This is a genomic window from Curtobacterium sp. MCPF17_003, from assembly GCF_003224385.1.
GTDB classification, from domain to species: Bacteria; Actinomycetota; Actinomycetes; order Actinomycetales; family Microbacteriaceae; genus Curtobacterium; species Curtobacterium flaccumfaciens.
This window is the reverse complement of the sequence record NZ_QKLC01000008.1, coordinates 93,940-118,146: the sequence shown is the minus strand read 5'-3', so window position 1 is coordinate 118,146 and position 24,207 is coordinate 93,940. Positions and strand designations below refer to the sequence as shown.

Below are 24,207 nucleotides of genomic sequence, written 5' to 3'. Positions count from 1 at the left end.
AATTGACGTCTTGGACGGAGGAATAGACCATGAACCCGCTCGTTCCGACAGCGCTCGACGGAGTGCTGATGACCGTGTCACTCGTCGCTCTGTTCCTCGCACTCGCAGCGTTCATCTCGCTGATGCGATCCGGGTCGACCTCCGGCCGTCGCTTGATCGCATGGACCCTCGTCGTCCTCTTCATCCCGATCATCGGGCCGGCAACGTGGTTCGTAGCACGGCGCCGCGAGCGGTCGACCGAAGTCAACGGTGATGGGTTCGGCTCGTAGTGGTCGGAGCCGTCGCGCGAGATTCACGGACGCCATCTGGACACTGGCGCGCGAGTCTTCGCGCGGCTGACGGCTGGCGAACGGTCCGTGAGTCCCGAGGGCCGTACGACACCGCCTCGATGCTCGAGTGGGGGAGCATCACGAAGGGACTCGTGGGCACGACGGCCTGGGTCACACTCGAGGTCGAGCGGCCGGTCGTGCACTACCTCCCCGGTGTGCCCGCTGCCGAGATGACCGTTGCTGACCTCGTCCACCACACCTCCGGTCTGCCCCGGCTTCCGGCCATGATGCGCGACCGCCTCTTCGGCGACCCGTACCGAGTGTCTGTCGGGGTTCCTCTGGATTTGACGGCTGCGATACCGGCCACGCCCCGAGGCCAGTTCGTGTACTCGAACCTGGGGTACGCCCTCCTCGGTGCGGTACTCGACGAGGTACACGGCGACTGGTTCGCCGCTGTACGCCAGCACGTCCTCGAGCCGGCGGGGATCAGCTCGGCGGTCCTCGTGCCAGCTCCAGCAGACCGGGTGGTGCCGAAGCTCTTCGGTCGCGCGATCAAGCCGTGGGCGCTCGGAGAATCGTCGTTCGCGGCGGCAGGCGGCGTCTGGTCGACGTTCGACGATCTCTGTCGCTACGCCGATTGGGCGCTCGAACCCGGAGCAGGGCACTCCCGCGCGGTGAGCTGGCAGCGGGAAGGAGCATCGATCTGGATCAACGGAGAAGTGCGAGCGGGAGGAGCGGTCATCGCCAACGCGGCAGGGATCACCGCGGTGGTGCACACGCTCGCGAAGGCCCCACGCGCGGCCGACGCGATCGCCACGGCGCTCATCGAGCGGGAAGCGCGGGAGACATGCAACGGCTGATGAACGAACCGATGGCCAACGCCCGCGGCCGACGCAGGCGAGCGGGGATCTTCGCTGCCGTCGTTGCCGCGTTCCCCGTCGTCGTCGAGGTTGCGCTCACCAGCGCCTGGTGGGATCGACTACCCGAACGGATCGCCACGACGTTCGGCCCCGACGGCAGCCCGAGCGGGTACGGAACACCGTTGGGAACCGCGATCCTGCTCGCGGCGATACAGGCGCTGTGCCTCGTGGCGGCGGTCGGCTCCGCTTTTGCTCGAGATCGGCGCAGAGGTCGCATCTCGTGCGCGGTCACCGCAGGGTTCGTCGCGGCTCTCGCGATGAGCTGGCTGATCATCGTGGGATTGGCGTCTTCGACGTTGAGTCCTACTGCTTGGTGGCTTCTCGCGGCGGCGCCCGCATGGGCCGTTGTTCCGTACTGGCTGCTTCCCCGACGAGGGACTGAAAGCGGATCGCTGAGGCAGTCACCGGGGTCGAGGGGCGGTAAAGGGCGAGGGCGTTACGAACGCAACCTCGCAGCCGGACGGCAGCCGTGCCTCCAGGCCGGGTCGAGAGCCGCGCACGCGGCGGACGCAACACGAACGGCGGCTCTCTTCCGATCGGAAGAGAGCCGCCGTGGTGTTTCGCGGCGATCAGCGGGCCGACGGCACCGCCACGCGAGCGAGCTCGGCCCGCACGATGTCCGCACCAGCGGACAGCGCGCCGAGCTTGTTCAGCGCCGCACCCCGCGCCAGGGGCGCCATCCCGCAGTTGGAGCTCGGGATGAGCTTGTCGGCATCGACGAACTCGAGCGCCCGACGCAGCACCTCCGCGACCTCCTCCGGCGTCTCCACGGTCTCGGTCGCGACGTCGATCGCCCCGAGCATGACCTTCTTGCCGCGGATCAGCTCGACGAGTTCGAGGGGGACGTGGGAGTGGATGCACTCGAGCGAGACGATGTCGATGGACGACTGCTGCAGGAGCGGGAAGGACTGCTCGTACTGCCGCCACTCCGCCCCGAGCGTCTCCTTCCACTTGTTGTTCGCCTCGATGCCGTAGCCGTAACAGATGTGCACGGCGGTCTCGGCGCGCAGGCCCTCGGCTGCGCGTTCGAGCGCGGCCACGCCCCAGTCCTGCACCTCGTCGTGGAAGACGGTGAAGGCGGGCTCGTCGAACTGGATGATGTCGACGCCGGCGGCTTCGAGCTCGCGAGCTTCCTGGTTGAGGATCGTGGCGAACTCCCACGCCAGCTTCTCACGGCTCTTGTAGTGCTGGTCGGAGAGCGTGTCGATCATCGTCATCGGGCCGGGGAGCGCCCACTTGATCGGCCGGTCGGTCTGTGCGCGCAGGAAGCGAGCGTCGTCCACGAACACGGGCGCCCGGCGGCTCACGGCACCGACCACGGTCGGGACGGCCGCGTCGTAGCGGTCGCGGATGCGGACGGTCTCCTTGCGCTCGAGGTCGACGCCGTCCAGGTGCTCGATGAACGTCGTGACGAAGTGCTGGCGGGTCTGCTCGCCGTCACTGACGATGTCGATGCCACGGCGCTCCTGCTCGTGGACGGCGGAGCGGAGTGCGTCCTGCTTGCCCTCGGTGAGCGCTGCCCCCTGCAGGTTCCAGGGGGACCAGAGCTGTCCGGGCTCGGCGAGCCAGGACGGTTTCGGCAGGCTGCCGACGATCGAGGTGGGGAGGAGGGACGTCATGCGGGTGCGGGTCCTGTCAGGAGGGAGCGAGGTCAGAGGGAAACGGCGGCGTCGGCAGCGAAGCGCGAGAGGAGCGCGTGGTGCGGCGTCACAAGGTGCTCCTCGGTCCACCGGCCCTGCGTGATCCCGAGGCGACTGCGCTCCTCACGGTCGTAGGTGACCGGGGTGGGCGTGAAGTCGGTGTGGTCGAGGGTGGGGCGGTAGGTGCTCCCGGCCGGGGCGTTCGCGGCGTAGATCTCCGGGCGGTAGATCTTCTGGAACGTCTCCATGGTGGCGATCGTGCCGATGAGCTGGAGGTCCGTGTAGTCGCCGGTCAGGTCGCCGCGCGTGTAGAACGCGAGCGGGGCAGCCGCTCCGGCGGGCTGGAAGTACCGGACCCGCATGCCCATCCGGCCGAAGTAGTCGTCGGTGAGCGAGGAGTGCTCGTGCTCGTACTCGGCGCCGAGCACCGGGTGGACGTACCCGTTCCGGCGGTAGGTCTGGCTCGTCGAGACGCTGATGCAGACGACTGGCTCGGCACCGAACTGCGACCCGAACACGTCTGACTCCAGGAAGCGCTGGAAGAGCGCCCCGTGCAGCTGTCCGAAGTCGGACGGGATGCCGGACGACGCCGAGGGCAGCAGGACGGAGAAGTCGTAGTCGCGCAGGTACGACGAGAAGTTGTTGCCGAGGATTCCCTGGTGGCGCTCGCCGGTGTGCTGGTCGAGGATCGTGACGTCGAGCATCTCGAGCAGCGGGAACTCCGCGTCCGACCCGCTGTCTGAGAACTCCAGCGCCACCGAGACGATGTCGAGCTGCAGACGGTAGCGGTCGTGCGCCGCGGCCAGCTCGTTCGCGCGCCCGTCGATCATCGTCAGCGCAGCACGGAGGTTCTCCTGACGGTGCTCGCCGCGTGCCAGGTTGGCGAAGTTCGTGGTCAGCCGGGAGCTGTCGGCGGGGGAGTAGTCCTCGTCGAAGCGGGTCCTGGTGATGCTGAAGGTGAGGTCGTTCGCCATGGTCGGCAATCTGTTCGTCGAGCGCCCGTGGGTGCTGGGGAAGGGGTGCCTCGATCATGGCGGGATACCCGGGCCATCAGGTAATACCGAGACGCTATGCACCGGTATAGCCTCGTCCTATGGCTCGGGTCTCGAACGACATCACCCTGCAGCAGCTCCGGTACTTCATCGAGGTGGCGACGGAGGGCTCGATCAGCGCAGCGGCCGATCTGCTCTACGTGTCGCAGCCGACGATGTCCGCGGCGATGAAGGACCTCGAGACGCGGATCGGGCGCCCGCTCTTCACCCGATCGGCCAGGGGCGTCGTGCTCACCGTCGACGGCGTCGAGTTCCTCGGGTACGCCCGGCAGGTCGTCGAGCAGGTCTCCCTGCTCGAGCAGCGGTACGTCGGCGGCCAGCGGTCGCGTCGGCTGCTCGGGGTGTCCGCCCAGCACTACTCGTTCGCGGTGGAGGCCTTCGTCCGGATGGTCGAGGCCGCGGCTGCGGACGAGTACGAGTTCTCGCTGCGCGAGACGCGCACCTGGGACATCATCGAGGACGTCCGCACCCTGCGCAGTGAGGTGGGCATCCTCTACCGCAACGACTTCAACAAGCAGGTGCTCGGCAAGTTGCTGCGCGACGCCGGCGTCGTGTTCACACCGCTGTTCGTCGCACAGCCGCACATCTTCGTGGCCAAGCGGAACCCGCTCGCGTCGCGGGAGCGTGCGACCCTCGAGGACCTCGCCGACCTGCCTCGGCTCACCTTCGACCAGGGTGCGAACAACTCCTTCTACCTGGCGGAGGAGATCCTGTCGACGATGTCGAGCAAGCGGGAGATCCGTGTCTCGGACCGGGCGACGATCTTCAACCTCATGATCGGCCTGGGTGGCTACACGATCTCGACCGGGCTCATCAGCGACGACCTCGACCCCGAGATCGTCGCCATCCCCCTCGACGTCGACGAGCGCATCGAGATCGGCTGGATCGCCCACGCCTCGGTTCCCCTCACCGTGCAGGCGCAGACGTACCTGGACGAGTTGCGTGCGGTGGTCACCAGCTATGGCGTCGAGCCGCTCGGGTAGGCAGGCGGCGGGTCCGGCGGTTCCAGCGATCGGCCTGGAGGCGCGACATGCGTCCGTCGGGAGGCTGCGGTCCCGAGCATCGCCGTCACGTGCGGCGCGCTCCACCACAGGAGCGCGTCAGCAGGTGAATCCTTCAGGTCCTCACCCCAGATCGCGACGACGGCGCCCGACATCGGAGCCGCGAGAAGCGAACCGGAGTCGCTGTCCCAAGCCCGGAGTGACCAGTTCTCGCGGAGATCGGCGACGTGTACTCGCTGTCCGCCGGGTCGAGGTCGGTCGGCACCTCGTAGAGGTAGTACGAGTCGTAGTTGAGCAGGTCGATCCCGGCCTGCTGCAGGTCGACCGCACTCGCCCGCCGCGCTCGGCGTTCGCGCCGCTCCGCTGCGTCCTCGGTGTCGCCGTCGAAGCTCCAGTACGTGACGTGGATGCGCGGATCGAGTCGCCCGACCGCAACCCGATCGATCCCGTCGTTCCAGGCCCGGACTTCGCGGTTGCCGAGCGTGACCGCCATCGCGTTCATCCAGGCGACGCGTTGGGCGGCGGTGACGTCGTCGTCCCATTCATCACCGCCGATGTGCACGGTGCGGCTGGAGGGGAAGGTCCGCTGCACCTCTGATCCCGTTCTGGGTCAGTTCTCCAACCGCAGCTTGTCCGGCATGCCGTCGGAGCACTTCGAAGTGGCAGAGATCTGATAATTGCCGGGATAGGCGTTGAAGCTCGCGGAAGTCACCGGACCGCCTCGACCACGAACTCCGGGCACCGGATCGGCGCCTCCGCTCTGGTACTCCTCGACATTGATGCCAAGGTCCTGCCAGTGCTTGCTCACCAGCTGTATGTCGCTGTCCGCATCGGCCCCCGCGGTGTCCGCGCGCTTGATGACGTACACGAAGGCCGTCCCTGTCGCGCCACCCTGCTGCTCACACTCTCGAACGCCTGGACCGCTCACGTGCTCCCAAGTCCCGCCTGCTGCCGTGGAGGAATCTTCGACGAAGTCGACCACGGATTGCTTCGCTTCTGATGGTTGCATGCCGGGTTCTCCAGGATCATTGCTGCAGCTGGACAGGAAAAGCACGGAGCACCCAAGGGTCATCGCGATAGCGATCGACCTGTTGCGCTGGGAGCGCCTCGTCGTCACGGTTGCCCCTGCATCTGCTCGAGCACGCTCTTCTCGTACCACGTCATTCCTTTGGGCTCGTGACGGGTCATTGCCTCGGGATGCCCCGTGGTGGCCTGACCAATGTTGTACAGCGATTCCGTGTCGGTATCGAGGTAGCCGCGGTGATCGTCCGTGAGGACATTGTGATCATCCACGGAGTGCTTCTTGCCATCTCCCGGAACGCCGTCGGTGCCGAACGCGGTCGCGCCGAATGCAGGAGCGTTGGGATCTTGACCGTGCGTCGGACTCAGTCTGCCGGTCTGTGCCCAGCGGTCGCCGCGGCCGGGCTCGATGGCCCAGATGTTCTGGGCTTGACCCGTGGCCCGCGAGTCGGCCTGTGCCCCGGATCTGACGGCTCGGGGCGTGCGGACGACAGTGGTGGAGTCACTTGGGTGTACGTGAAGCAGCGCGAGGGCGCGGCCGACCCGAGGGACGATCTCCGGAAAGTCGAGGCGCTGTGGAAGAGCCTCGGCATGACGACCGAGCGGTATCGGAGCGGCGGCGACGATCCTGATCTCAGGGGTCCGGGGCCGCGGTGGTCCGATCGAGACGATCGACTTCCTCGCTTCCACAGTGGGTGGCTACAGCATCGACGCTGAATCGCAATGTGCCGACGGCCATTACGGAGAGATGACCGGGAGCGGCTCGACCAGCTGATCAGGGGCTCATCAACGGACCTCCGCTCGACCACAGCTCGTGCGTAATCCTCCGGCTGCTGCATGTCCGAGATGACCGTGTCCTGCGCGAAGGGCACGCTATCCGTGTGGTGAGTCGGAAGAAGCGGGCGGCAGGTCGATGGCAGGCTCCCTCGGCCGCAACCCGAGCTCGGCAGCAGCCGTGAGGTACGCGCAGTACACCTCGCCGTACCGAGCGGTCGCGCGAGCCGCACGAGCGACGTCCGTCGGGGCGCTCGACGTTCGTCTCGTACCCGATCGTCCGGCGCTCCGCTGCCTCGTCAGCGACCGCTACCGACCACCGCCAGATGTCAGAATTCGACGCAGCCGGCGACGCATGCTGCAGCACCTCGTCTGGTACTGGGACCACTCGACGGTCGGGGGCGGCGCTGCGGAAGAAGGTGAAGAGCATCGCGGGGACGGCGACGACGCCTCCACCGAGGACCACGCCGGTGAGTCGGGCAATGATTGGCTCGTCTCCGGGCAGCAGCGGCGGCGCGACCACGAAGCCGAACGCGCCGCCTGCCATCTACCCAATCGCGAAGGCCGCCAAGGCGGACGCTGTTGCGAGCCGGGCCTGACGGCGCACGCCAGCGGGGTCGTGGAGTCGGCGCCACCGAGACGCGGTGTCGGCAGCGGGGCCGTCGCGGTCGACGTACACGCGGCCGTCGGGGGCCCGGAAGAAGGGTGAGTCTGCACGCTCCGGATCGATCACGGGACTCCGTCAGCCCTGGTCATCGCCCCTGTGGTCAGCATCCGAAGTCCGGGCCCTGGTGAGTCTGACCCTTGGCCAAGGAGCATCCGGCCAGCGACCAGCGCAAGCGTGGCCCCGAACACGCAGACGAGCACCGGCGTCCACCTCGTGATGCGTCGAGCGCGATGCTTCTGCGAGTTCACACCCTCAAGCTACGGCGTGACGCCGCCAGCTTCCGCTGCTATGTTTGCGCGCACAACAAATCCCGGACGACGATGTCGGAGGACGCGCGATGACGCACGCAACAGAGCACCGCTTCGGTGAGACGACCCTGACGGTCGTCGATGCCACCGGCGTACCCATCCCCGATGCCGACATCACGGTCGAGCAGACCCGCCACGCCTTCGCCTTCGGCAACATCGGCTTCGACTTCATCGGACTCGCCAATGGCGAAGCAACCGGCGAAGCAGGCACCGAGCACCTCGCCGACCTCTACACCGACGTCTTCAACACCGCGACGCTCCCGTTCTACTGGGGCCGCTTCGAGCCCGAGCGCGGAGCCCCGGACACCGCCAGACTCCTGACGACGGCGCAGTGGTTCCGCGACCGGGGCGTCGCCCTCAAGGGTCACCCGCTCGTCTGGCACACCGTGCAACCCGATTGGCTGCTGGGGCTCCCGCTGGACGAGGTCGAGCAGCTCCAACGCGAGCGCATCCGCCGCGAGGTCTCCTCCTTCGCCGGCGCGATCGACACCTGGGATGCCATCAACGAGGTCGTCATCATGCCGGTGTTCGACAACGGCGACAACGCGATCACCCCGCTCGCCCGGGCGAAGGGCCGCATCCCGATGATCCGGATGGCCTTCGAGGAGGCCCGCGCCGCCAACCCGCACGCCACCCTGCTGCTCAACGACTTCGACCTGTCGAGCGCGTACGAGTGCCTGATCGAGGGCGTGCTCGAGGCCGGTGTGCAGATCGACGCCATCGGGTTGCAGACCCACATGCACCAGGGCTACTGGGGTGAGGACACGATGCTCGCGATGGTCGACCGGTTCGCCCGCTACGGCCTGCCGCTGCACCTGACCGAGACCTCGCTCGTCTCCGGTGACCTCATGCCCGCGCACATCGTCGACCTCAACGACCACCAGGTGGCCTCGTGGCCGTCGACGCCCGAGGGCGAGGCGCGCCAGGCCGACGATGTCGAACGGCACTACCGGAGTCTCGTGGGGCACCCTTCCGTCGAGGCGATCACCTACTGGGGCATCACCGACGCCGGCGCCTGGCTCGGCGCCCCGATCGGACTCGTCCGCGCCGACGGCACCCCGAAGCCGTCGTACGACGCGCTCCGCCACCTGGTCAAGGAGGAGTGGTGGCTCGGTCCGACGGTGCTGCGGACCGACGACCGCGGTCGGGTGCAGATCCGGGGTTTCCGCGGCGACTACCGCGTCGACGCGCGTGGCACGTCCACGGCGTTCGCCGTCACCGACGTGCCCACGCAGGTGCAGATCGTCGCGTGACCACCTGACGGCCTGGAGGCCCGGTGCGGCCCCGCCCCGCGCCTCCAGACCGTCACCTGGTCGCGCGTCCTGCCGCCATCACGCCCCAGAAGGCTCCACCGACGAGGATCGCGGCGCACGCGACGAACGCGGGAACGTCGTCGGCGCGTCCGAGTGCGATGGAGACCAGGCTCACGACCACCGTCGCGCCGCCGGCGATGCTCGTCGGGACGATCGCTGCTCCGTGGCCGAGGACCCAGCTCTCGTCGCTCCGCATGGTCGCCCGGGTGCGGATGCCCACGAGCCCGTTCCGGCCGATGATGCCCCGCGCCGGCAGTGCGACGAAGACGATGGTCAGGACGGCGGCGGCCATCTCGATCGCGATCACGTGGTCTCCTTCTGGGTTGGTCATCGCGCTCGCGTGTGCAGTGAGCCTGAGCTCGGAGCGCGTCAGTCCAAACCTGCCGGTATCCGGTGAAATACGCAAGCGGCAGCGGAGTCCACTACCGCCGCACGTACCGGTGCTCCGGCCGTCCCGCAGCCCCGTACCGCAACTGCATCGCCACGGTCCCGTCCGCCGTGAGCTGCGCCAGGTACCGTTGCGCCGTCGCTCGTGACACCCCGATCGCCGCAGCCACCTCGGCGGCGGATCGTTCCTCACCAGCGACGAGCTGCTCGAGCACCAGCGCCGCGGTGGCCGCCCGGGACGGCGACGCTCCACCGCTGTCGCCGGCGTGCAGGATCCGGAACGCCCGCTCGACGGCCTCCTGGTCGAGGGTCGACCGCTCGTCGAGCACGTTCCGCGACCGCGCGTACGCCTGCAGCCGCTCGGCCAGCACCCCGGCCACGAACGGTTTGATCAGGTAGGCGAGTGCCCCGCTCCGCATCGCCCGACGCACGGTGCCGGAGTCCGAGGCGGCGCTCAGCACGAAGGCGTCGGTGTCGATCGACCGCAGCAGGTCGAGGCCGCTGCCGTCGGGCAGGTACACGTCGACGAGCACCAGGTCCACGGTCCCGCTCGACAGCGCGGCGCGGGCGGCTGCGAGGGTCCCGACGGGTTCGAGTGCCCGGAACCCCGGTACCTCGTCGACCTGCCGCCGGTGCAGGTCGGCGACGTGGAAGTCGTCGTCGACCACCAGCACGGTGAAGACGGAACTCACGAGACCACTCCTTCCAGTCGGGCGCAGAAGACCGCGCCGTGGTCGTCACCGCCGGGGGAGGCGAGCCACACGTCACCGCCGTGCCGCTGGGCGATCTCCCGCGACAACGGCAGTCCGATCCCGAGCCCGTGCACCTGCGAGACGTCCTCCGACGCAGGAGCAGCCGCCGGCCCGCGGACGAACAACGAGTCCGCGGCGTCGGCCGGTACCCCCGGCCCGGAGTCCATCACCGACAGGTGCAGGGTCGTGCCGTCGTCGAGCACCTCGACCTCCACCCACGGGGATCCGCCGTCCCGCGACCGCTCGTCCCCGTCGAGGGCCGCCGACACCGCGTTGTCCACCAGGTTGCCGAGCACGGTCGTCACGTCGCCCGGTTCGGTGATCGTCCCCTGCACGAGCGTCTCCGCCCCGATCCGCAGCAGCACGCCCCGCTCCGCGGCCTCGACGCCCTTCGCCCCGAGGAACGCCTGCAGGTACGGCTCGGTCAACCGGTCGGCGTGCTGCACCGGGTAGCGCAGCGGCCCGCGCTCCTGCACGTCCGCCAGGTACGCCCGCGCTCGCGCGGTCTGGCCGATGTCGAGCAGGCCCGAGATCGCGTGCAGCCGGTTCGCGAACTCGTGGCGCTGCGCGCGGAGCGCCGTGCTCATCGCCCCGACGGCGTCGAGCCGCCGGGTCAGGGCCTCGACGTCGGTGCGGTCGCGCAGGACCGCGACCCGGCCCAGGTCGCGTCCGTCCCGGAACACGGTGCGGACGTCGACGAGCAGCACCCGGTGCCCGGCGACGATCGTGGCGCTCGCCGAAGCGGCCGGAGCCGCGGGGGACGCGGCGAGCATCGACCCGAGCGGTGCGGGCAGGTCGAGCGACGTCACGGGTCGACCGACCGGGTCGGTCAGTCCGAGCAGTCGCACGGCTTCGGGGTTGCAGACGGTGACGACCCCCGATGGGCCGATCGCGATGACGCCTTCACCGACGCCGCCGAGCACGGCCTGCTGGTTCTGCACGAGCGTCACGAGCTCCTCCGGTTGCAGCCCGAGCGTCAGCCGCACCAGCCGCCGCCGGATCAGCACCGAGGCGATCACCGCGAGCAGGACCGCCGCCAGCCCGGCACCGATCACCGGCATGCTGTCCTCGACCAGGGTGTCGTAGACGCGTGCCCGGTTGAACCCGACGCTCACCTCGCCGACGACGGGGGACTGCCGGGAGGCCCGGCTCGCCTCCGCCCCGCCGGCCGCGGGCGCGGAGACGGGCACCTTCGCCCGCGCCGACTCACCGAGCGTGCCGCGCGCCCAGGACACGGTCTCGCGACCGGCGAGTGCGGCGTCGGGGGAGGTGCTCACCATCTCGCCGATCCGGTCGACGTCGGGGTGGGCCAACCGGATGCCCCGGTCGTCGGTGACCACGACGAAGAGTGCCCCGGTCCGGCGCTGGGCCGCGACGGCCGCACGCTGGACGGGTCCGTCGGCGAGGACCGCGGGGTCGAGGTCGGTGCCGTCGACGCTCAGCCGGGCGACCGCGGCCCGGACGTCGGACTGCGCGGCGACGCTCTGTGCGATCGCGAGGGCGGTCCCCTCGGCAGCGCGCTCGAGCCGGGTGACCTCGATCCGGACGAACACGGCGCTGGTCAGGGCGACGACGGCGACGACCACGGCGAGCTGCAGCACGAGCACCTCGGTGGCGAAGCGGAGCCTGGGGCGCCGTGAACGGTCGTCGGTCACGACCCCAGCGTACGGAGGGCGAGCGGACGTGCCTGCGCACAATGCGCAGAAAGCGGTCAACGCGCGATGGTGCGCCAATGTGCAGAAGCGCGCCGCGCCTCCAGGCCGGGTCGTAGCGTGCCCGGACTGCCAGACACGGACGAAGGAGTCCTGATGCTCGTCATCCTCGGGTACGCGATGGTCCTGACCTTCATGGTCCTGATCATGACCAAGCGCATGTCGCCCATGCTCGCGCTGATCATCGTGCCGACCGTGTTCGGACTGTTCGCGGGGGCGGGTCTGGGACTCGGCGACATGGTGACCGAGGCGATCGGCACGCTGGCACCGACGGCCGCGCTCCTGATGTTCGCGATCATGTACTTCGGGCTGATGATCGACGTCGGCCTGTTCGACCCGCTCGTCAGGTTCATCCTGCGGGTGACCGGCAACGACCCGGCGAAGATCGTGCTCGGGACGGCCCTGCTGGCCGGCGCAGTGTCGCTCGACGGAGACGGCTCGACGACGTTCATCGTGGTCACGGCGGCGATGCTGCCGATCTACCTGAAGCTCGGCATGAGCCCGGTCGTGATGACGTGTGTGGCCGGGCTGACGAACGGCACGCTCAACATCGTGCCGTGGGGCGGTCCCACCGCCCGTGCCGCCGCCGCGCTGAAGATCGACCCGACGGACATCTTCGTGCCCCTCGTGCCGTCGCTCGTGGTGGGGCTGCTGCTGTGCTTCACGTTCGCGTGGACGATGGGCCTGCGGGAGCGCAAGCGCCTCGGGCTGATCGAGTTCACCGAGGCCACACGGGGCGCACGGGTGCCGGAGCGGGCGAACGCCCGAGCGGGGTCACGGGTGCTCGCGGCGGTCGGCGGGACCGGCGGCGGGATGTTCACCAGCCCCACGGTGGCCCTCGGACTGCGCGGCGGCAAGGCCGACGGTCGGCGTGCGGACGGCGATGGCGTGGACGCCGTCGGGTCGGGGGACGAGAGCACGGGCACCGGCACCATGGCCGAGACGATGCTCGACCCGAACCGTCCGACGCTCCGTCCGAAGCGCATCTGGTTCAACCTGGCGCTGACCGTCGCGGTGATGGTCGCGCTCGTGCTGGGGCTCCTGCCGCTGCACTTCGTGTTCATGATCGGCACGGCGATCGCCCTGCTCGTGAACTTCCCGCAGCTCAAGCAGCAGACCGCGCAGATCGTCGCGCACGCCCCGAGCATCGTCGGTGTCGTGTCGATGGTGTTCGCCGCCGGGGTGCTGATCGGGGTGCTCGACGGCACCGGGATGGTCGCGGCGATGGCCGACTGGCTCGTCGCGGTGATCCCGGACTCGATGGGCCCGTACCTGGCGGGCATCACCGGTGTGCTGAGCATGCCGCTGACGTTCTTCATGAGCAACGACGCGTTCTACTTCGGGATCCTGCCGGTGCTGTCCGAGAGCGCCGCGGCGTACGGGATCACGCCGGCCGAGATGGCGCGGGCCTCGGTGGTCGGGCAGCCGGTGCACATGCAGAGCCCGCTCGTCCCCGCGATCCTGCTGCTGGTGTCGCTGGCGAACGTGAACCTCGGCGACCACCACAAGAAGGTGCTGTGGCGGGCCGCCGTGGTGGCCATGGCGATGCTCGTGGTGGCGATCGTGGTGCGGGTCATCCCGTTCGGATGAGCCGGCGGACGGTGCCGGTCCGGCGCGCGCCGGGCCGGCACCGGGCCGGGCGGCTCAGGCGGCGTCGAGCTCCCGCGTCAGAGCAGCGACGAAGTCGTCGATGTCCTGCTCCGAGGTGTCGTACGCGCACATCCACCGCACTTCGTTGCGGCTGGCGTCCCAGTCGTAGAACCGGAAGTGCTTCCGCAGCCGCTCGGCCACCCCGGCGGGCAGGGTCGCGAACACGCCGTTCGCCTGGGTCTGCTGGCTGAAGCCGACACCCCGGATGCTGCCGTCGGCGATGCCGGCCTCGAGTGCACCGCGCAGTCGGGCGGCCATGGCGTTGGCGTGCCCGGCGGAGCGCAGGTACAGGTCGTCGCTGAGCAGGGCGATGAGCTGCGCGGAGACGAACCGCATCTTCGACGAGAGCTGCATGTTCATCTTGCGCAGGTAGTGCAACCCCTCCGACGCCGAGGGGTTCAGCACGACGATCGCCTCGCCGTAGAGCATGCCGTTCTTCGTGCCGCCGAAGCTCAGCACGTCGACACCGGCGTCGGTGGTGAAGTCGCGCAGGGGCACCCCGAGGGATGCTGCAGCGTTGGAGATTCGGGCGCCGTCCATGTGCAGCTTCATGCCGAGCGAGTGGACGTGGTCAGCGATCGTCCGCACCTCGTCCACCGTGTAGGCGGTGCCGAGTTCGGTGGTCTGCGTGATCGACACGACGAGCGGCTGGGCGCGGTGCTCGTCGCCCCAGCCCCAGGCCTCGCGGTCGATGAGTTCGGGGGTGAGCTTGCCGTCGGGTGCCTCGACCGGCAGCAGCTTGATGCCGGCGACGCGCTCGGGCGCTCCGGCTTCGTCGGTGTGGATGTGCGCGGTCGCGGTGCACACGACCGCTCCCCACCGCGGCAGCATCGACTGCAGGCCGACGACGTTCGCGCCGGTGCCGTTGAACACCGGGAACGCCTCGGCCTGCGACCCGAAGTGGTCCCGGATCACCTCGTTGAGACGTGCCGTGTAGACGTCCTCGCCGTAGGCGATCTGGTGGCCGTCGTTGGCCGCGGCGATGGCGGAGAGGATCTCGGGGTGGACGCCGGCGTAGTTGTCCGAGGCGAAGCCCCGCAGGTCCAGGTCGTGCAGTCGGAGGGTCACTCGTTCATCCTAGGTTCGAGGGATCGGGCGCCGTGAGCGGGATGCGGGCCCCGTTGACGTCGGCCGGTGGGGTGTCCCAGAGCCGGACGACCTCGGCGCCGAGCTGCGCTTCGAGGCCGGACAGCGCGCCGACGACGAACACGGCGGCCGCCGCGGTCTCCGGCGCCTCCTTCCGGAACCCCTGCGCGACGGCACGGACCCAGGCGTCGGACGCGGCCTTCGCCGCCGCGTAGTTCGCGGCGCCGGCGGTGGGGGAGTCGACCGCGGTGGACGACACGAACGCGAGCCGTCCGGCAGGGGACGCCACCAGGTCGTCGTGGAAGACCCGGGTCGTGTTCCGCAGGGTCCGGAAGGCACGGTCGAAGAAGTCCCAGTCCGCGTCGGACTGACCGACGATGCTGCCACCGCCGCGCCACCCGCCGACCAGGTGGACCAGTCCGTCGACGCGGCCGGCGTCCGCGTGGACGTCGTCGGCCAACGCGGTGACCGCACCGAGGTCCGACAGGTCGCACGTGCGGGTCGTGACGCCCGGGACGGACGCACGCAGGGCCTCCAGGGCGTCGGGTCTGGTGCCGACCGCGACGACGGCCGCACCGGCGGCGGTGAGTGCGCGCGCGACGGCCGCGCCGCTGGCACTGGTCGCACCGGCGATCAGTACCAGGCGACCGGCCACCGAGGCGTCGGTCACGCGGCGGCCTCGCCGACGAGCTCGGCGTCCGTGGTGCCGGTGATGCCGGCCGTGGACGCGATGACGGTCGCCATCTTCTTGTCGAGGGCCTCGTAGAACATCGACAGCGGGAACTCGTCGTCGAGCACCGCGTCGGTGTAACCGCGCGGCGGTCCGGCGAGCGTCTCGTCGGGCAGGCCACGCGCCCACTTCGACGCCGGGTGCGGCGTGAGCGTGCGGGTCAGCATCTCGTACGCGGCGAGCCAGTGCGCCGACTTCGGCCGGTCGATCGAGCGTCGGTAGAGCTCGTTGATCTCGTCACTCAGGGCGATGATCACGTCCGGTACCTCGGGCCAGTCGATCGTCAACTGCGTGTCCGTCCAGTGCAGGACGCCGTGCTGGTGCATCCAGGCGAACAGCAGCTGGCCGCCGAGTCCGTCGTAGTTGCGGACGCGGCTGCCGGTGATCGCGAAGCGGAAGATGCGGTCGAAGACGACCGCGTACTGCACCAGGCGCGCGTGGTCGCGGATGGCGCGCTGCGCATCCTGGAGGCCCGCGTCGGGTCCGGCGGACAGCTCGCGTTCCAGACGCACGGACTCGCGGAACGCGGTCAGGTCGCAGCGGAGCTCCTCGAGCGAGTAGAGGAAGAACGGCATCCGCTGCTTGATCATGAACGGGTCGAAGGGCAGGTCCCCGCGCATGTGCGAACGGTCGTGGATGATGTCCCACATCACGAAGACCCGCTCCGTCAGCTGCTGGTCGTCGAGCATCGCAGCGGCCTCGGCCGGCAGCTCGAGCTTGGTGACGTCGGCGGCGGCACGGACGACCCGGCGGTAGCGGGCGGCCTCGCGGTCCTGGAAGATCGCGCCCCACGTGAAGGCGGGGATCGTGCGCATCGCGACGGTCTCGGGGAACAGCACCGCCGAGTTCGTGTCGTACCCCGGGGTGAAGTCGACGAACCGCAGCGCGACGAACAACGCGTTGCCGTGGTCGCCGGCCTCGAGCTCGGCGATGAACTCCGGCCAGATGACCTCGACCAGGACCGCCTCGACGAACCGCGAGGTGCTGCCGTTCTGCGTGACCATCGGGAACACGACGAGGTGGCCGAGCCCGTCGACGCGGTGCTGCTGCGGCTGGAACGCGGTGAGGGAGTCGAGGAAGTCGGGGACCCCGAAGCCCTGCTCCTGCCAGCGAGCGAAGTCCTGCTGCAGCACCTGCAGGAACGCGGCGTCGTGCGGGAAGTGCGGCGCCAGCTCGGCGACGGCCGGCACGATCACCGCGACGTGACCGGCGGCAGCGGCATGGTCCGACGGTTCGGGGACGGAGCCGTCCCGCGTCTGCAGGGCCTGCAGGCCGACGACTGCACGCTTGAGCCGGAGCCAGGCGGGGTGGGCGGCGATCTCGCGCACCGACAGGTGGTCCTCGACGACCTCGGGCTCTCCGACGATGGCGTCCTGCGAGATCTTCTGGACGAACTGGGACATGTCGAACCTCCCGTCATTGGGGTCGGCCGCGGATCTGCGGACGAGTGGTGCGCGTTACCGGATCGTCTCGAGCCTAGGGAAGTTCGGGGGACGCAAAGTTGCCCATGTCCGGTGGAATCGTGCGTCGTCACGGCGCTCGCGCGTGGATCCGACTGCTGCGCACACGGAACCGTCGCCAGTCGTGCGTGGGCGGTCAGCGAGGTCGGAGTCAGCGGCGCTGGGCGGTTCACCCGGAGTCGATGTCCCCACGGGTCGCCGAGTCGATGTGCTCACGCTTGGTGACGGCATCGATCGCTTCGCTCACCGTCGAGTCCGGATGGGTCTCACGCCAGCTCCGCACCTGTGCCGGGTCTGGTGCTGACCCCGGGGGGATCGGCGTACTCCCGACGATGCTCGGAGCGAAGGCGGCGTAGGTGATCGTCGCGAGCGCTGCCAAACACGCGTAGAGCAGATCGAGCGAGAGCCAGGCGCCGACCGTCGACACGATCCCGAAGAGCACGATGCAGGCCGGCGCCCGGCGCCTCATCGGAAGCGCCCTCGCTTCACTGCCGCGATGCCGAGGAGCTCAGCCCCAGCGCAGCCGCAGCCCCGCCGAGGGCCCGGATCTTCTCCCAGCTGAAGGACGCGCCCCACATGATCCGGACTGCCTTCGTGACGCCGCCGAGCGAGTTGATCAAACGCTTGATCCTCACTTCTTTCAGTCTCTTTTCCTGGGTGTTGGCCCGGTGTGGGCCGCCGAGAGATGCATCACCGCGGTTCTGCGCGGAGCTGTCGGAACCACCCGAGCGCGAGTGGAATCGCGGTCCAAACGACGAACGACGTCATTGCGGGGCCGACGCCGACGCGGGTTTCCGAGGCGATCGTCCAGTCAAGACCAGGCGCCGCGAGCCACGACGCGAAGGCGTATGGATTCAGCCAGTTGAGGAGGGCTGGTGTGAACGCGAGGCCGATCGTGAGGAACAACGGACCGAACACAGCGATGACGAGTGCGGGCGCTGTTCGTAGCACCAGGCCCGCCACAGCCGTCGCGGTGAGCGTCGCGGCGATCGTCGTCGCGAGCATCTCCCAGAACTGCCGGAGTACCGCGATGTCGAAGACAGAAGCGGCTGAGGTGGGCCGTGTGACGGCAAAGACCACGGCAGCGAGGAGATGGATGACGACGAGCGTCGAGACGCCGAGGATCAAGACCGCGACGTAGCGGGCGCCGAGGATCCGCTGGCGTCGTGGCGTGATCGAGAACGTCGTCAACGCCGCACGCGTGGTCCATTCGGCCGTGAACGCCATGACAGCCAGGAGACCCATGAGCAGGGGAAGAGCCACGCTGAGTCCCGCCACGAAAGCGACGAACGTCTTCGTTTCCCACCCGATAAGGAAGGACAGCACCACTCCGCTGACAGCTGCGACTGCGAATGCCCATCGGGGACCGCGTGTGTCGAGAGCGCGTCGCATCTCGACGAGCACCAAACGGATCACACCATCCTCCCCTCGTACTCCGTGGCGGTGAGGGATGCCAGGTACGCGTCGAGCCGGATGTTCTCGCTCCTGAGCTCGAGGAGCGCGATTCGTGCATCCCGCGCAGCACGACCGACCTCCTCTGGTGCAAGGTCCACGAGCAAGCCTGCTCCCGTGGGGAAGGGATGGCTGCCGACGCGTCGGAGTGCCTCCTCAAAGCGCGGAAGATCTTCAGCGACGACGAAGGTGCGTCCGGCTTGTGTCCGAAGATCATCGAGTCGGGTTTCATCCACGATCCGTCCGCGGGAGATCACCACCAGGCGGTCGGCGGTCCGTTCCACTGCCGCGAGTTGATGAGTGGAGACGAGGACTGTTCCTCCCTGCTCCGCGAAGTGGAGCAGCAGGTTGTCGAGCCAACGCATTCCTTCGGGATCCAGGCCGTTGGACGGTTCGTCCAGCACGAGGGCACGTGGGTGCCCGAGTAGCGCGTGCGCCAAACCGAGTCGCTGACGCATGCCAAGGGAGAGTTTCCCGACTCGTCGGGCGGCAACCTCTGACAGGCCAACCATCTCGAGACACTGATCGACCCTTTGGAAGGGCTCGCCGATCGTGAAAGCTGTGAGCCGAAGAGTTTCGCGGACGGATCGACCTGGGTGGAAGGCTGACGCGTCCAGCAGGCAACCGAGGAAGCGGGCCGGATCGGAGAGCTGTTGGAGTTCCTGCCCGTTCACGAACGCGGCTCCGACATCGGCTCGGGTGATTCCGGTGAGGATCTTCAAGGCGGTGGACTTGCCGGCGCCGTTCGGCCCACAGAACGCTGTGATCGTCCCCTCGGGACAGGAGAAGGAGACGTCATCGAGCGCGATGCGTTTGCCGTAGGTCTTACCGACCCGACGGAGTTCGATCGGATCGGTCACGACATCAGCTGATCGAGCAGAAGTGCTGCCCCGATCGCTCCGACGCAGACCAAGAAGGCGGCGGGTGCCACCTTGCTCCTCGGTTCGACGATGCCAGCAAAGCCCGCTGCGCTGAGGCCGGCCGCTCCGGCCGCCACCGAGAGCGGCCACCCGGCGGCAACGAGGACGACACAGGTGGCCCCGAGCAGGACGGCCATCGCTGCGAGTCCAGCGCTGAGCAGTGGTCGTATACGAGATTTCCTTGCAGCCACAACCCCTCCTTACGTTGGGGCTTCGAAGGGGTGGTGCAGCCACCACCCCTTCGAAGCTGGGTCAGTTGAAGTACTTCCAGATGTCCCAGGCCGTGATGAGCGTGCTGACCGTCCCTACGGCAGCCTTGATTGCGGGCCACGCAGTGCGCTGGAAGGTTGCGAACGACTTCTTGACACCGTCCGAAAGCTTCTTCCACAGCGCGGGGACCTTCTTCAACGCATTGATCGCAGTGCGGATGAGCGATATCCAGCTCCGCTCGGTCTCGCCGACACGATCGGATGACCCCGCCGGTGCTGCGGTGTTGGAGAGGGGCCGCGCCCAAGCGGGGGCACCGGTCGCGGCCGCGCTGCGAGTGGTTGTCGGGCCGTGGGTCGGTGCGCTGCTCGACGCGGAGACCGGCGTCGATGCCGGGGCCACCGCAGCCGTCGCGGGCACGGATGTGCCGAGGACAGCTGCTGCCGTGACGCAGGCTACGACTCCTGTCGACGCTGCCCAGCTCCGCCGCTTGCGCTGATACATGATTGCTCCTTCGCGATCCGTACGTGCCGGTCCTGGTCGACCGGCAGGCTGTACGGGCAGCACGCTACCAACGTTTCACCCGCTGATGTGTAAAGTCTTGAAATATTACGAACGCGCTCATCGATCGGTACGGTGGTGGCCATGGCCCGATTCACGCCCCCAGCCGCCGACGCGATGCGCGCCCGGCTCCTGCTCGCCGCGCGGGACGAGTTCGCCGCGGTCGGACTGGCCGCCGGCAGGGTCGAACGGATCGGTGCCGCAGCGTCGAGCAACAAGGCACAGGTCTTCCACTACTTCGGCAGCAAGGAGGGGCTCTTCGACGCGCTCGTCGCCGACACCGTGACCGAGACGTTCGCCGAGGCACCGCTCGACACCGCCGACCTCGCCGCCTGGGCCGGCCGGGTGCACGACTCGTACGTCCGTCGCCCCTGGGCACAGCGGCTCGCGACGTGGCACCGGCTCGAGCGCGCCGACGTCCCGCTCGAATCCGTCGCGACGAGCTACGCCGACGCGGTGGCCGAGGTCGAGCACGCCCAGCGTGCCGGGGTCCTGCCGCGGGCGTTCCGGCCGGCGGTGCTGCTCGGACTCGTCCTGCACACCGCCGCGTTCTGGAGCGCGACCGCTCCGGAGTACGAGCCGCTGGTGCAGGCCGTGACGCCGCCACGGCGTCGCCAGGTCGTGGTCGACGCGGTCACGGCGCTGGTCCGCGGGAAGTCCTGACCGAGGGGCCCCGCGGACCAGCGTGAGCGTGCTCGGACCGAGCGTGCGGGACGGAGCCGCGCCGGGCCTCCTGGGCGTCCCTCAGTCGGCTGCGCCGGCGGCGACCCGCAGCGTCCGCTCCGCATCGTCGAGGTAGTCGGCGAGCAGCGCCGAGGCGGCGTCCTGGTCGCCACCGCGCAACGCGGACACGATCGCGTCGTTCCGGTCGACGAAGTCGGCGTGGAACGACGCCGGGTCGTCGGTGGTCAGGAAGGCGAGTCGCATCTCGGCGAGCAGCCCGTCCATCAGTGCGTGGATCCGCTCGCTCGGCACCGCGCGCACGAGCTCGGCGTGGAAACGGATGTCGGCGGTGCCGACCGCGCCCCACTCGCCCGCGGACGCTGCTGCCCGGGCGTCGGCGACCGCTGCTGCGGCCTCGGCGAGTGCCGGTGCGTCGGGGGTGCAGGCACGGACGGCCGCCTCCTCGAGCACCCGCCGAGCCGCGTAGAGATCGGCGACGTCGGCAGCGGAGAGTCGTCGGACGAACACCCCGCGGTTGAACACGTGCTCGACAAGGCGGTCGCGGGCGAGTAGTCGGAAGGCCTCGCGCAGGGTGTTCCGTGACACCCCGAGCTGGTCGCTCAACCGTTCCTCGGACAGCTGCGCCCCGGGGGAGAACCCACCCGACGCGATCATCGTGCGCAACCGCGTGGCCGTGGAGTCAGCGCCGCCGACGGTTCGGGTCATGGCACCGATCCTGGCACGGGTGGCGTTTGTGAAGGGCGTGTTACAGAGCGGAACCGGCTCTTGCGATTGTTGAACAATGCGGTCCAGACTGTCCCGCATGTTCGTCCTCATCGGCGTCGCCGTCGTCATCGTCGGCTTCGCGCTGCGCATCAACGCGCTCCTCGTCGTCACGGTCGCGGGCATCGTGACCGCGGCCATCGGCGGGATCGGTCCCGTCGGCATCCTCGACGCGTTCGGCAACGGGTTCGCCTCGAGTCGTTCCGTCACGACCTTCGCGCTCGTCCTGCCCGTCATCGGCCTGATCGAGCGCTACGGCCTGCAGGACCAGGCGAAGCGTCTGATCGCGAAGCTCGACAAGCTCACGACGGGTCGTCTGCTCGCGGGCTACCTGGTGATCCGCCAGGTCACCGCGGCGGTCGGCCTGACCAGCATCGGTGGCCCGGCGCAGACCGTGCGCCCGCTGGTGTACCCGATGGCCGAGGGTGCGGCGACCAAGAAGTACGGGCGGATCGACGACCGGATGCGCGAGAAGATCAAGGGCTACTCGGCCTCGTCCGACACCGTCGGCGTGTTCTTCGGCGAGGACGTCTTCGTCGCGGTCGGTTCGATCCTGCTCATCACGACGTTCGTCGACTCGACCTACGGGCTGTCGCTCGAACCGATCGACCTGGCCCTGTGGGCGATCCCGACGGGCATCGCGGCGCTCATCGTGCACGGCGGACGCCTGCTGCTGTTCGACCGCCGACTCGACAAGATGGCGGCGGACGCCCGTGCCGACGCCCCGACCCTGGGGGCAGCAGCGTGATCACCAGCGAATGGCTCTACTGGCTCATCGGCGCGTTCTTCATCGCCGTCGCCGTCCTGATCGTCACCGACACCGCGCACGCGAAGCGCCTGGGCAACGCGGCGTTCTGGGGCATCCTGGGCCTGTCGTTCTTCTACGGCACCTTCGTCGCCGCCGGCACCGTGCCGGCCTGGACGCTCGGGATCGCCGTCCTCGTCATGGTCGCGCTCGCCGGACTCGGCTTCACGGGCACGACGAGCCGCACCCGGGTCGCGAGCATCCCCGGCGCGGGCACGGGTGCCGAGACCGGCCCCGCCGAGCCCACCGGGGTGACGCAGAAGATCACGAACGCCGGAAGCGGCAGCGGCAGCGTGCTGGCCACCACCAGCCCGGACGAGCGCGCCGCGTTCGCGACGAAGTACGGCAACCGGCTCTTCATCCCGGCCCTCGTGGTGCCGGTGGTCGCCGTGCTGGTCGCGACGCTCGGCCCGCTCGTCTCGTTCGGTGGCGAACCGCTCCTCGCCGAGGGCAGCGCGACCCTGACCGGCCTGGGCATCGGTTCGGTGCTCGCCGTCGTCGTGGCCGTGTTCGTCCTGCGCCCGCCGAAGATCGCCACTCCGATCCGCGAGGGTGGTCGGCTCCTGCAGGCGATCGGCTGGGCGGCGCTGCTGCCGCAGATGCTCTCGACGCTCGGCATCGTCTTCACCCAGGCGGGGGTCGGTGACGCCGTCGGCACGATCATCAAGTCGGTGCTGCCCGACGGCTCGCTGCTCGCCGCCGTGGTCATCTACTGCCTGGGCATGGCCCTGTTCACGATCATCATGGGCAACGCCTTCGCCGCCTTCCCGATCATGACGGCCGCGATCGGCTGGCCCGTCCTGGTGCAGGGCTTCGACGGCAACCCCGCCGCGATCTTCGCGATCGGCATGCTCGCCGGCTTCTGCGGCACGCTCGTCACCCCGATGGCGGCGAACTTCAACCTGGTGCCGGCCGCCCTGCTCGAGATGCGGGACAAGTACGGCCCGATCAAGGCGCAGATCCCCACCGCCGCCATCCTGCTCGTCGTCAACATGGGAGTCATGTACCTTGTCGCATTCTGATGCCGCCCCGATCGACCTGACCCGGGCCGCCTGGGCCGACCGCTTCGCGGCCGTCGCCGCGGACAACACGACCCGCGAGTACCCCTACGCCGCGCACCACGCGACGTCCGGACCGGACGACCGAGCCCTGCCCGTCGAGCTCCACCCCGCCTTCGCCACGTCGTACGACTGGCACTCGTCGGTGCACATGCACTGGCTCGCGGCGCGCCTGGTCGCGCACGGCCTGCCGACCGACCTGGAGGCCCGTCTCACCTCGATCCTGCAGGCGCACCTCACGACGGATCACCTCGCGACCGAGGCGGCCTACCTGCGTGAGACGCCGCACTACGAGCGCCCCTACGGCTGGGCCTGGCTCGCACGGCTCGCCGCCGAGGTGTCAGCGTCCGAGGCACCCGCCGTCCGGGCGCTGGCACCGGGGTTCGCGCCCGTCGTCGACGTCCTCGAAGACCTGGTCGTCCGGTGGATCGACGGCGCCGCGCACCCGGTCCGGCACGGCGTGCACTCGAACTCGGCGTTCGGGTTGCTGCTCGTGCTCGAGGCCGCCCGGTCGCTCGACCGTCCGGCCCTGGCGGCTGCGGTCGAGGGGGCTGCGAAGGACTGGTTCGGCGCGGACGCCGGGTGGCCGTTCGCCTGGGAGCGGAGCGGGCACGACTTCCTGTCCGCGGGCCTCGCCGAAGCCGACCTGATGCGTGCGGTGCTGCCCGCCACGGAGTTCGCCACGTGGGCGCGCGGCTTCTTCGCCGCGGTGCAGCCGGGCGACGCGATCCTGCGGTCGACGGTGGTCCGTGACGAGAACGACCCGCAGCAGGTGCACCTGTTCGGGCTCGACCTGTCGCGGGCGGGCTCGGCCCGGCGCATCGCGGACGCACTCCGCGCCGGGGCCCCGGACGACACCGGGATCGCCGACCTGCTCGACGACGCGGCCGATCGGCTGCTGGCCTCCGGGCTCGCGGCGAGCGTGGGCGAGGAGTACTACTCCACCCACTGGCTGGCGAGCTTCGCGTGGGACGCCATGGAGGCCCGGGAGCACGCCGCCCGCTGATCGTTCGTCGG

At 69.4% G+C, this 24,207-nt stretch carries 28 protein-coding genes; 11 read left to right on the top strand and 17 right to left on the bottom strand.

The features are described 5' to 3' along the window. Positions 1-29 precede the first annotated feature (29 nt). On the top strand, positions 30-269 hold the full coding sequence (locus DEJ30_RS10155) for a PLD nuclease N-terminal domain-containing protein (protein WP_110861024.1): 240 nt from the start codon (positions 30-32) through the stop codon (positions 267-269). Then, on the top strand, positions 269-1,129 hold the full coding sequence (locus tag DEJ30_RS10150; RefSeq protein WP_258369893.1) for a serine hydrolase: 861 nt from the start codon (positions 269-271) through the stop codon (positions 1,127-1,129). The genes DEJ30_RS10155 and DEJ30_RS10150 overlap by 1 nt, the downstream gene beginning before the upstream one ends. Positions 1,130-1,758: 629 nt before the next feature. Here the strand turns inward: DEJ30_RS10150 and DEJ30_RS10145 are convergent. Beyond that, complete coding sequence (locus DEJ30_RS10145) at positions 1,759-2,808, bottom strand: methionine synthase (RefSeq protein ID WP_110861020.1); 1,050 nt, start codon at positions 2,806-2,808, stop codon at positions 1,759-1,761. Positions 2,809-2,840: 32 nt separating this feature from the next. After that, the gene (locus tag DEJ30_RS10140; RefSeq protein ID WP_110861018.1) at positions 2,841-3,803 is read right to left on the bottom strand and encodes a putative oxygenase MesX; all 963 of its coding nucleotides are present in this window, start codon (positions 3,801-3,803) and stop codon (positions 2,841-2,843) included. Positions 3,804-3,922: 119 nt separating this feature from the next. Here DEJ30_RS10140 and DEJ30_RS10135 point away from each other — a divergent pair, with 119 nt between their 5' ends. Beyond that, positions 3,923-4,864, top strand: a complete 942-nt coding sequence (locus DEJ30_RS10135; RefSeq protein WP_110861016.1) for a LysR family transcriptional regulator — start codon at positions 3,923-3,925, stop codon at positions 4,862-4,864. 133 nt (positions 4,865-4,997) lie between these two features. Here the strand turns inward: DEJ30_RS10135 and DEJ30_RS10130 are convergent, their stop codons facing one another. From DEJ30_RS10130 to DEJ30_RS17845, 3 genes are all read right to left on the bottom strand, one after another. Continuing rightward, on the bottom strand, positions 4,998-5,474 hold the full coding sequence (locus DEJ30_RS10130; RefSeq protein ID WP_110861014.1) for a hypothetical protein: 477 nt from the start codon (positions 5,472-5,474) through the stop codon (positions 4,998-5,000). Between the two features lie 18 nt (positions 5,475-5,492). After that, positions 5,493-5,864 carry a hypothetical protein gene (locus tag DEJ30_RS10125; protein WP_111090976.1) on the bottom strand — a complete coding sequence of 124 codons (372 nt, stop codon included), beginning with the start codon at positions 5,862-5,864 and terminating at the stop codon, positions 5,493-5,495. A gap of 131 nt (positions 5,865-5,995) precedes the next feature. Further along, positions 5,996-6,592, bottom strand: coding sequence for a hypothetical protein (locus DEJ30_RS17845; protein WP_146238551.1), 597 nt, complete (start codon positions 6,590-6,592; stop codon positions 5,996-5,998). Between the two features lie 439 nt (positions 6,593-7,031). Between DEJ30_RS17845 and DEJ30_RS10115 the strand changes: the two genes are divergently transcribed. Both DEJ30_RS10115 and DEJ30_RS10110 read left to right on the top strand, forming a co-directional pair. After that, complete coding sequence (locus tag DEJ30_RS10115) at positions 7,032-7,385, top strand: hypothetical protein (protein WP_110861008.1); 354 nt, start codon at positions 7,032-7,034, stop codon at positions 7,383-7,385. 295 nt (positions 7,386-7,680) lie between these two features. After that, positions 7,681-8,904: an endo-1,4-beta-xylanase gene (locus DEJ30_RS10110; RefSeq protein WP_110861006.1), complete on the top strand. Its 1,224-nt coding sequence runs from the start codon at positions 7,681-7,683 to the stop codon at positions 8,902-8,904. 52 nt (positions 8,905-8,956) lie between these two features. Here DEJ30_RS10110 and DEJ30_RS10105 read toward each other — a convergent pair whose 3' ends face one another. The 3 genes from DEJ30_RS10105 to DEJ30_RS10095 form a co-directional block, all read right to left on the bottom strand. Continuing rightward, positions 8,957-9,295 (bottom strand): SdpI family protein, encoded by a 339-nt coding sequence (locus DEJ30_RS10105; protein ID WP_110861004.1) that lies wholly within the window; start codon positions 9,293-9,295, stop codon positions 8,957-8,959. A gap of 91 nt (positions 9,296-9,386) precedes the next feature. Further along, entirely contained in the window at positions 9,387-10,043 is a 657-nt protein-coding gene (locus tag DEJ30_RS10100) for a response regulator (RefSeq protein WP_110861002.1), read from the bottom strand. Continuing rightward, positions 10,040-11,758, bottom strand: a complete 1,719-nt coding sequence (locus DEJ30_RS10095) for a sensor histidine kinase (protein ID WP_110861000.1) — start codon at positions 11,756-11,758, stop codon at positions 10,040-10,042. The genes DEJ30_RS10100 and DEJ30_RS10095 overlap by 4 nt, the downstream gene beginning before the upstream one ends. 153 nt (positions 11,759-11,911) lie before the next feature. Between DEJ30_RS10095 and DEJ30_RS10090 the strand changes: the two genes are divergently transcribed. After that, entirely contained in the window at positions 11,912-13,405 is a 1,494-nt protein-coding gene (locus tag DEJ30_RS10090; RefSeq protein WP_110860998.1) for a CitMHS family transporter, read from the top strand. Between the two features lie 54 nt (positions 13,406-13,459). On the opposite strand, the gene DEJ30_RS10085 is transcribed toward DEJ30_RS10090, so the two are convergent. From DEJ30_RS10085 to DEJ30_RS10055, 8 genes are all read right to left on the bottom strand, one after another. Further along, positions 13,460-14,533, bottom strand: coding sequence for a low specificity L-threonine aldolase (locus DEJ30_RS10085; protein ID WP_110860996.1), 1,074 nt, complete (start codon positions 14,531-14,533; stop codon positions 13,460-13,462). A 4-nt stretch (positions 14,534-14,537) separates the two neighbouring features. Next, positions 14,538-15,221, bottom strand: coding sequence for an SDR family NAD(P)-dependent oxidoreductase (locus DEJ30_RS10080; RefSeq protein WP_110860993.1), 684 nt, complete (start codon positions 15,219-15,221; stop codon positions 14,538-14,540). After that, positions 15,218-16,684, bottom strand: a complete 1,467-nt coding sequence (locus DEJ30_RS10075) for a DUF6421 family protein (protein WP_110860991.1) — start codon at positions 16,682-16,684, stop codon at positions 15,218-15,220. Before DEJ30_RS10075 ends, DEJ30_RS10080 begins: the two co-directional genes overlap by 4 nt. 226 nt (positions 16,685-16,910) lie before the next feature. Beyond that, the gene (locus tag DEJ30_RS10070; protein WP_146238550.1) at positions 16,911-17,210 is read right to left on the bottom strand and encodes a hypothetical protein; all 300 of its coding nucleotides are present in this window, start codon (positions 17,208-17,210) and stop codon (positions 16,911-16,913) included. A 16-nt stretch (positions 17,211-17,226) separates the two neighbouring features. After that, entirely contained in the window at positions 17,227-17,376 is a 150-nt protein-coding gene (locus tag DEJ30_RS18165) for a hypothetical protein (protein WP_181420088.1), read from the bottom strand. A gap of 55 nt (positions 17,377-17,431) precedes the next feature. Further along, entirely contained in the window at positions 17,432-18,145 is a 714-nt protein-coding gene (locus tag DEJ30_RS10065; protein WP_146238549.1) for a hypothetical protein, read from the bottom strand. Between the two features lie 8 nt (positions 18,146-18,153). Continuing rightward, positions 18,154-19,053 carry an ATP-binding cassette domain-containing protein gene (locus DEJ30_RS10060; RefSeq protein WP_258369892.1) on the bottom strand — a complete coding sequence of 300 codons (900 nt, stop codon included), beginning with the start codon at positions 19,051-19,053 and terminating at the stop codon, positions 18,154-18,156. Beyond that, on the bottom strand, positions 19,050-19,250 hold the full coding sequence (locus DEJ30_RS10055; RefSeq protein WP_110860986.1) for a hypothetical protein: 201 nt from the start codon (positions 19,248-19,250) through the stop codon (positions 19,050-19,052). The genes DEJ30_RS10060 and DEJ30_RS10055 overlap by 4 nt, the downstream gene beginning before the upstream one ends. A 119-nt stretch (positions 19,251-19,369) precedes the next feature. Between DEJ30_RS10055 and DEJ30_RS10050 the strand changes: the two genes are divergently transcribed. Both DEJ30_RS10050 and DEJ30_RS10045 read left to right on the top strand, forming a co-directional pair. Beyond that, entirely contained in the window at positions 19,370-19,819 is a 450-nt protein-coding gene (locus DEJ30_RS10050; protein WP_111192192.1) for a hypothetical protein, read from the top strand. A 146-nt stretch (positions 19,820-19,965) separates the two neighbouring features. Beyond that, positions 19,966-20,544: a TetR family transcriptional regulator gene (locus tag DEJ30_RS10045; protein ID WP_110860982.1), complete on the top strand. Its 579-nt coding sequence runs from the start codon at positions 19,966-19,968 to the stop codon at positions 20,542-20,544. Positions 20,545-20,625: 81 nt separating this feature from the next. On the opposite strand, the gene DEJ30_RS17840 is transcribed toward DEJ30_RS10045, so the two are convergent. Next, positions 20,626-21,270 (bottom strand): GntR family transcriptional regulator, encoded by a 645-nt coding sequence (locus tag DEJ30_RS17840; protein WP_181420087.1) that lies wholly within the window; start codon positions 21,268-21,270, stop codon positions 20,626-20,628. Positions 21,271-21,367: 97 nt separating this feature from the next. Here DEJ30_RS17840 and DEJ30_RS10030 point away from each other — a divergent pair, with 97 nt between their 5' ends. From DEJ30_RS10030 to DEJ30_RS10020, 3 genes are read left to right on the top strand one after another with little or no spacing between them, the layout of a single operon-like run. Next, positions 21,368-22,075 carry a DUF969 domain-containing protein gene (locus tag DEJ30_RS10030; protein ID WP_027465970.1) on the top strand — a complete coding sequence of 236 codons (708 nt, stop codon included), beginning with the start codon at positions 21,368-21,370 and terminating at the stop codon, positions 22,073-22,075. Next, positions 22,072-23,154, top strand: coding sequence for a DUF979 domain-containing protein (locus DEJ30_RS10025; RefSeq protein WP_110860978.1), 1,083 nt, complete (start codon positions 22,072-22,074; stop codon positions 23,152-23,154). The genes DEJ30_RS10030 and DEJ30_RS10025 overlap by 4 nt, the downstream gene beginning before the upstream one ends. Continuing rightward, a complete protein-coding gene (locus DEJ30_RS10020) occupies positions 23,141-24,196 on the top strand; it encodes a DUF2891 domain-containing protein (RefSeq protein WP_258369891.1) in 1,056 nt (351 codons plus the stop codon). The genes DEJ30_RS10025 and DEJ30_RS10020 overlap by 14 nt, the downstream gene beginning before the upstream one ends. The last annotated feature ends 11 nt before the right edge of the window (positions 24,197-24,207 follow it).